This window comes from Streptomyces sp. NPDC004126, from assembly GCF_050275515.1.
In the GTDB taxonomy this organism is placed as follows: domain Bacteria; phylum Actinomycetota; class Actinomycetes; order Streptomycetales; family Streptomycetaceae; genus Streptomyces.
The window spans coordinates 263,583-269,572 of sequence record NZ_JBNNPF010000004.1; the positions used below are offsets into that span (position 1 = coordinate 263,583).

Consider the following 5,990-nt stretch of genomic DNA (forward strand, 5'->3'; position numbering starts at 1 on the left):
GCCGTGACGACCGTCGTGACGACAACCGTGGTGGCTTCCGCCGCGATGACCGTCCGTCGGGTGGTTTCAACCGTGACGACCGCGGTGGCGACCGTGGCGGGTTCCGCCGCGACGACCGTCCCTCCGGTGGCTTCCGCCGCGATGACCGTCCGTCGGGTGGTTTCAACCGCGATGACCGCGGTGGCGACCGTGGCGGCTTCCGCCGCGACGACAAGCCCCGCTGGAAGCGCAACGGCTGACGCCTGAGCGCCGCCTGACGAGGAATCGGCCCCCACAGCACTCCGGTGCGGTGGGGGCCGAGCCCATTTCCGGCCGTTTCGCCCCACCCGCAGCGGATGGCGGGAAACCGCCGGAGCCACACCCGGCGATACCCGATCGGTCCGCAGCCCCTCTCCGGCTATGCTCTGGGGTGAGCACCTGGAGGGCCATTAGCTCAATTGGCAGAGCAGCGGACTTTTAATCCGTTGGTTGTCGGTTCGAGTCCGACATGGCCTACCGCTCGCAGGGCGGGGAACCATCCCCGGGACCTGCGCCGAGCGCCCCGTCCGACTTCTTCGGACGGGGCGCTCCGTCGTTCCGGGGCCGACGGCCGGTGGCCTGATCCCGTCCCAACGGAGATGGCACAGTTCAAAGGGCTCTGACCTGCACTTATGTAGTTCCTGGGGGGTGTGGGCGGGTTAATTGGCGAGAGTCGTCCCCCGGATGACGTAGAGTTGGGTTTACCGACGCGGGGTGGAGCAGCTCGGTAGCTCGCTGGGCTCATAACCCAGAGGTCGCAGGTTCAAATCCTGTCCCCGCTACTCAGAACGAAGGCCCGGTTCCTCTTGGAACCGGGCCTTCGTCGTGTCCCGGTCCGTGTCCGGGTGCTGCCCGGGTCCTGCCCGGGTGCGGGGGTCACCCCTTCGGACCGGTCCGGTCGCCGAGCGGGGGCGGCTGCCGCCAGCCTTGAGGGGCGGGGCGCGACCGGGCGGCAGGAGAGCAGCGTGGTGGGGCTGGGCCGGCAGGGCAAGGACGGCAGCGCGGACGGCGCCGCCCGGCGGGTGGTCCGGATGCTGCCGGTACTGCTGATCGTGCTGGGGACCCTCTTCGACCTCGCCACCCCGCCCAGCTTCACCGGATCCCCCTTCTTCACCGCGGCCCCGCTGATCGCGGCGCCCCTGTTCACCCTCCGGGCGACCGCGCTGACCGGGATCGCCGCCTCGTTGGTCGTCGTGGCCCTGCACGTCCACAACGGCACCAGCCGGAAGGTGGAGGCGCTGACCGAGCTGGCGACGGTGCTGACCGTCTCCGGGCTGGCCCTGCTGATCAACCTCGTCGTACGGCGCAGCGGCGAGCGGCTCGCGTCGGCGCGCGAGATCGCCGAGGCCGCCCAGCGGGCCGTGCTGCCCACCCCGGCCGAGCGGATCGCCGGGCTGCACGTCTGCGCCCGGTACGAGGCCGCGCAGGCCGACGCCTTCATCGGCGGGGACCTCTACGCCGTCCAGGACACCCCGTACGGCGTCCGGCTCGCGGTGGGCGACGTACGCGGCAAGGGGCTGGGTGCCGTGGAGGCCGTCGCGGTGGTGCTGGGGGCCTTCCGGGAGGCGGCGGAGACCGAACCGACCCTGGAGGGCCTCGCACGGCGCCTGGAGCGCGCACTGGCCCGGGAGGGGACGCGGCGGGGCAGCCTGGACGCGGTGGAGGGGTTCACGACGTGCGTGCTCGGCGAGATCCCGGCCGGCGCCGAACGGCTGCGGCTGCTGAACCGGGGCCACCCCGAGCCGCTGCTGCTGTACGCGGACGGCGGCCTGGCGGTCCTGGCCCCGGCCGAGCCGGCGCTGCCGCTGGGCCTGGGCGAGCTGGCGGCCGACGGGACGTCCCGGCCGCAGGAGTGGCCCTTCCCGCCGGGCAGCACGCTGCTCCTGTACACCGACGGGCTGACCGAGGCGCGGGACGGGTCGGGCACCTTCTACGATCCGGCGGCCCGGCTGCGCGGGCGGGTCTTCCCGGGGCCGGACGAGCTGCTGGGCGCGCTCAGCAGCGATGTGCGGCGGCACACCGGCGGCGGCACGACCGACGACATGGCGCTGCTCGCGGTGGGGCGGGCCGGGGAGGGGCAGCCGGAGCGCAGGAGGACCGTCCCGGTGGTGAGCCGGGACGACCCGTGAAGGGGGCCGGGCGGCCCCGTCACCTTGTGTGGCCGAAAGGGTGCTCTGCGCAAGGGGGTTGACAGTGCGTCATTTGGCCTGTGTGGCCGAAGTGATGAGGGTGGAGCGGGAGAATTGCCCGAGTTGTCGCCTGGTGGGGTGAATGTAGAGGCCAAAGCTGTTCGGGGCGTGGCCGATTGGTGTTAACGATCAGTCGCTTCGGCTTGGAATCATTCCCCCGCGTAGATTACCGTTCGATAACGCAGCGCGGTCGTCCCAGCCGTCGCAACGACGGCACCCGTGTGCGTTCTCGCCCATGAGGAGTGTGCCCCCGTGGCCTCCAACTCGCCTGCCCCTGACGGTACCGACGTCCAGGAGACGCCCACCGCAGGAGCCTGGGGCGAATGGAATCCCACGGAGGACTCCGCCCGCCCGCTCCGCGGCAAGCACCGCGTCCTCAAGGCGCGCGGCGGACTCGCCCGCAGCTCGACCGTGCTCGGCGTCGGCGTGATCGCGGCGGTCGGTGCGGGCGGCATCGCCACCGCGCAGGACCGGCCCCAGGTCTCCATATCCATGCCCGACCTGCTCGGCGGCGGGGGCGGCCACTCCGACAGCGGCGGCGACGCCGTACGGTCCGCGGCCGCGGCCGACACCGGCACCGGCGTCGCGGGCGGCGCGGAGACCGCCGCGGTGCCGCAGCAGGGCGGCGACGCCGGTGAGGCGCTGCTCAGCCGGATCCTGCTCCAGGCGGAGTCGCAGCAGGACGCCGACCGCGCCCAGGCCCGCGCGGACGCCGAGCGGACCGCGCGCGAGGCCGCCGCCCAGGAGGCCAAGGCCCAGAAGGAAGCGGCCGACAAGGAGGCCGAAACGGCCCGCGCCGCAGCCGAGCAGGCGGCCGCAGCCGAGAAGGAAGCCGCGGAGAAGGCCGCCGCCGAGCAGACCGCCACCAAGACGGCCACGGGCTCCGGTTCGGGTTCCGGCTCGGGCTCGAAGTCGGCCGGCGGCTGGTCCCTGCCGACCTCCTCCTACACCCTCACCTCCCACTACGGGGTCGCCGGCTCCATGTGGTCCTCCGGCTACCACACCGGCCTCGACTTCGCCGCCCCCACCGGCACCCCCGTCAAGGCCGTGGGCAGCGGCACGGTCATCTCCGCCGGCTGGTCCGGGGCCTACGGCTACCGGATCGTGCTCAAGCTCGACGACGGTACCGAGATCTGGTACTGCCACCTCTCCTCGATGTCCGTGACCTCCGGCTCCGTCGGCGCCGGCGAGACCATCGGCCGGGTCGGCGCGACCGGCAACGTCACCGGCGCCCACCTCCACCTCGAAGTGCGCAAGGGCGGCTCGACGGTCGACCCGCTGGCGTGGCTGGGCTCGAAGGGCCTCGACGTCTGACGGCCCCGCCCCGCGCTCCCCTCTAGCCGGGCGAGGGCGACAGCTCCGGGGTCCTCGCCGCCGGTACGAAGACCCGCGCGGGCGCCGGTGCCGCGGCCTGCGGGGGCCGGTGCGGAGCGGGCAGCAGCTCCTCCAGTACGGCCGCCCGGACCAGCGCGGGCGCGGCCGTCGCCCGGCGGTGCCAGAGCCGGTACAGCAACTCGCGCTCCCGCTCGGCGAATTCGGGGTCCCGGCCGCCCGGGCCCGACCGCCGGGCGTGCCGGCGCAGCAGGGCGAGGGCGGCGGCGTCCGACGCGTACCGGGACACCGCGCGGGCGGCGGGGCGGCCTCCGCTGCGGCGGGCCAGGGCGCGGGCCAGCGACCGGGCCGGCATCGAAGCCAGGGCCGGCACCTCCGCCGGACCGATCCAGCCCGCGGCGGCGTACACCGACAGCTCGGCGGCGACGGCCCGCAGGCGCTCGCGCCGGACCCGCACGGCCAGCCACAGCAGCAGCCCGAACGCCGGGACCATCACGCAGCCGTAGACCAGGTAGAAACCGTACTCACCGAAGTGCGAGGAGCCGTTCCACAACGCGTGGGCGCCCATGGCGAGGCCCAGGCCCAGCAGGGGCAGGCCGGTCCTGCGCGCACGGCGGGCGGTGAGCGCGGCAGCGCCGAAGCCGAGGCCGGTGAGCACCGTGAAGAGCGGGTGCGCGAACGGGGAGAGCACCACCCGCACGAAGAACGTCGCCGCCGTCACGGAGTCCAGCGCCCCGGTGCCGTTGGCGAGGTCCTCCTCGAAGGCGTTGCCCAGGTAGAGGATGTTCTCGGTGAAGGCGAAGCCGGTGGCGGTGAACCCGGCGAGCACGATCCCGTCGGCGGCACCGGTCAACCGCCGTCTTCGGAACACGAACACGAGCAGCAGGGCCGCCGCCTTCGCCGTCTCCTCCACCACCGGCGCGACCACCACGGACCCCAGCCGGTCGGCGGCGGAGGGATCGGCGGAGGCCGCGGCCATCCACTCCGTGGCGAAGCTGTTGGCCAGTATCGCGATCAGCGCCGCGGTGCAGGCCCCCCAGCCGAAGCAGAACAGCAACTGCCGCCAGGGGCCCGGCACGGCCCGGCCGAGCCACCGGAACGCCGCCATCAGCGGCGGCACCGGCAGCAGGGCCAGGCCCAGCCCCACGAAGAACCCGGCCGTGCCCGTCTGCTCCCGCACGAGCTCCAGGATCACGGCCCCGGTGGCGGTGAGCAGCGCGCCGAGCACGCACATGCGGGCCGTGCCCGATGGGCGTGCGAGCACACGGGAGAGCGCTCGGTACACATGATGACCCTAGCGAGCGGGTCGGACACTCCGAGTGACGTTTGTCAGTTCTTGGAGTCAGGTTCGACTGCCGGTTCGATCTTCTCGGCGCCGCGGCGGGCGAAGAGGAGGTCGTGGACGACGTGGCCCTTGTCCAGGCCCTGCCCCTCGAACCGGGTGAACGGGCGGAACTCGGGCCGCGGCGCGTAGCCGCCGTCCGCCTGGGTGTTCACGAACTCCGGGTGAGCGGTCAGGACTTCGAGCATCTGCTCGGCGTAGTCCTCCCAGTCGGTCGCGCAGTGCAGCACGGCCCCGGGCGCCAGGCGGGTGGCGGCCAGGTCGAGGAACTCGGGCTGGATCAGCCGCCGCTTGTGGTGGCGGGCCTTGGGCCACGGGTCCGGGAAGTACACGCGCATCCCGGCGAGGGAGGCCGGCGGGAGCATCTCGCGGAGCAGGATGATCGCGTCACCGTTGGCCACGCGGACGTTGGTCATCCCGCCGCGCTCGGCGAGGGCGAGCAGGTTGCCCTGGCCGGGGGTGTGCACGTCGGCGGCGAGGATGCCGGTGGAGGGGTCGGCGGCGGCCATCTGGGCGGTGGCCTCGCCCATGCCGAAGCCGATCTCCAGGACGACGGGGAGCCCGCCGAAGAGCTTCTCCAGATCGATGACCTCGCGGCCGTCGATGTCGAGCCCCCAGGTCCCCCACAGCCGCTTCAGCGCCTCGCCCTGGCCGGTGGTCACCCGGCTGCGGCGCGGCTGGAAGCTGCGGATCCGGCGCTCGTGGTGCGAACCGGCGGGGTCGGGCGCGGGACCGTCGGGGAACCGCGGCTCGGTGCGCCACTTGGGCGGCGTGTACGCCTCCGGCGGGGAGTCGGGGAGGCCGGGCTGGGGATTCAGGGGCTCAGACACAATGCCGAGATTCTACGTCGGCCCCCGCCATTGCCCTGGCCGGGCGCAACCCGCGTCCCCGCTGCGCGGGCTTGCTCCCCGCCCCACCCTTCGCCCGTTCCCAGCGGGCTCCGCCCCTGACCCCCGCGCCTCAAACGCCGGCGGGGCTATATGTAGCCCGTCCGGCGTTTGAGGACCGGGGTCAGGGGCGGAGCCCCCTGGGAACGGTGGAAGGGCGGGTAGGGGACCCACGCCCGCGCAGCGGCCCACCCACCCGCAGACGACCTACCGGCCACGGCC

At 73.7% G+C, this 5,990-nt stretch carries 4 protein-coding genes, 2 tRNA genes and 1 pseudogene; 5 read left to right on the top strand and 2 right to left on the bottom strand.

The genetic code is table 11. From position 1 onward, the window contains the following. The 5 genes and pseudogenes from ACQKM2_RS06590 to ACQKM2_RS06610 all read left to right on the top strand — a co-directional run. Positions 1 to 239: pseudogene (locus ACQKM2_RS06590) on the top strand (DEAD/DEAH box helicase); the annotation flags it as partial. A 183-nt stretch (positions 240 to 422) separates the two neighbouring features. Next, positions 423 to 495, top strand: a tRNA-Lys gene (locus ACQKM2_RS06595). A 231-nt stretch (positions 496 to 726) separates the two neighbouring features. After that, positions 727 to 800: transfer RNA gene (locus tag ACQKM2_RS06600), tRNA-Met, on the top strand. A 183-nt stretch (positions 801 to 983) separates the two neighbouring features. Beyond that, a complete protein-coding gene (locus ACQKM2_RS06605) occupies positions 984 to 2,147 on the top strand; it encodes a PP2C family protein-serine/threonine phosphatase (protein WP_427707176.1) in 1,164 nt (387 codons plus the stop codon). Positions 2,148 to 2,459: 312 nt separating this feature from the next. After that, entirely contained in the window at positions 2,460 to 3,521 is a 1,062-nt protein-coding gene (locus ACQKM2_RS06610) for a M23 family metallopeptidase (RefSeq protein ID WP_427707177.1), read from the top strand. Between the two features lie 22 nt (positions 3,522 to 3,543). Here the strand turns inward: ACQKM2_RS06610 and ACQKM2_RS06615 are convergent, their stop codons facing one another. Both ACQKM2_RS06615 and trmB read right to left on the bottom strand, forming a co-directional pair. Then, entirely contained in the window at positions 3,544 to 4,773 is a 1,230-nt protein-coding gene (locus tag ACQKM2_RS06615; protein ID WP_427707190.1) for a PrsW family intramembrane metalloprotease, read from the bottom strand. 95 nt (positions 4,774 to 4,868) lie between these two features. Next, complete coding sequence (trmB, locus tag ACQKM2_RS06620) at positions 4,869 to 5,711, bottom strand: tRNA (guanosine(46)-N7)-methyltransferase TrmB (RefSeq protein WP_427707178.1); 843 nt, start codon at positions 5,709 to 5,711, stop codon at positions 4,869 to 4,871. Positions 5,712 to 5,990: the final 279 nt, after the last annotated feature.

Bases quoted from the DNA above. Each gene is read 5' to 3' on its own strand.
- ACQKM2_RS06615 (WP_427707190.1), bottom strand. From the start codon at position 4,773: ATGTGCGTGCTCGGCGCGCTGCTCACCGCCACCGGGGCCGTGATCCTG.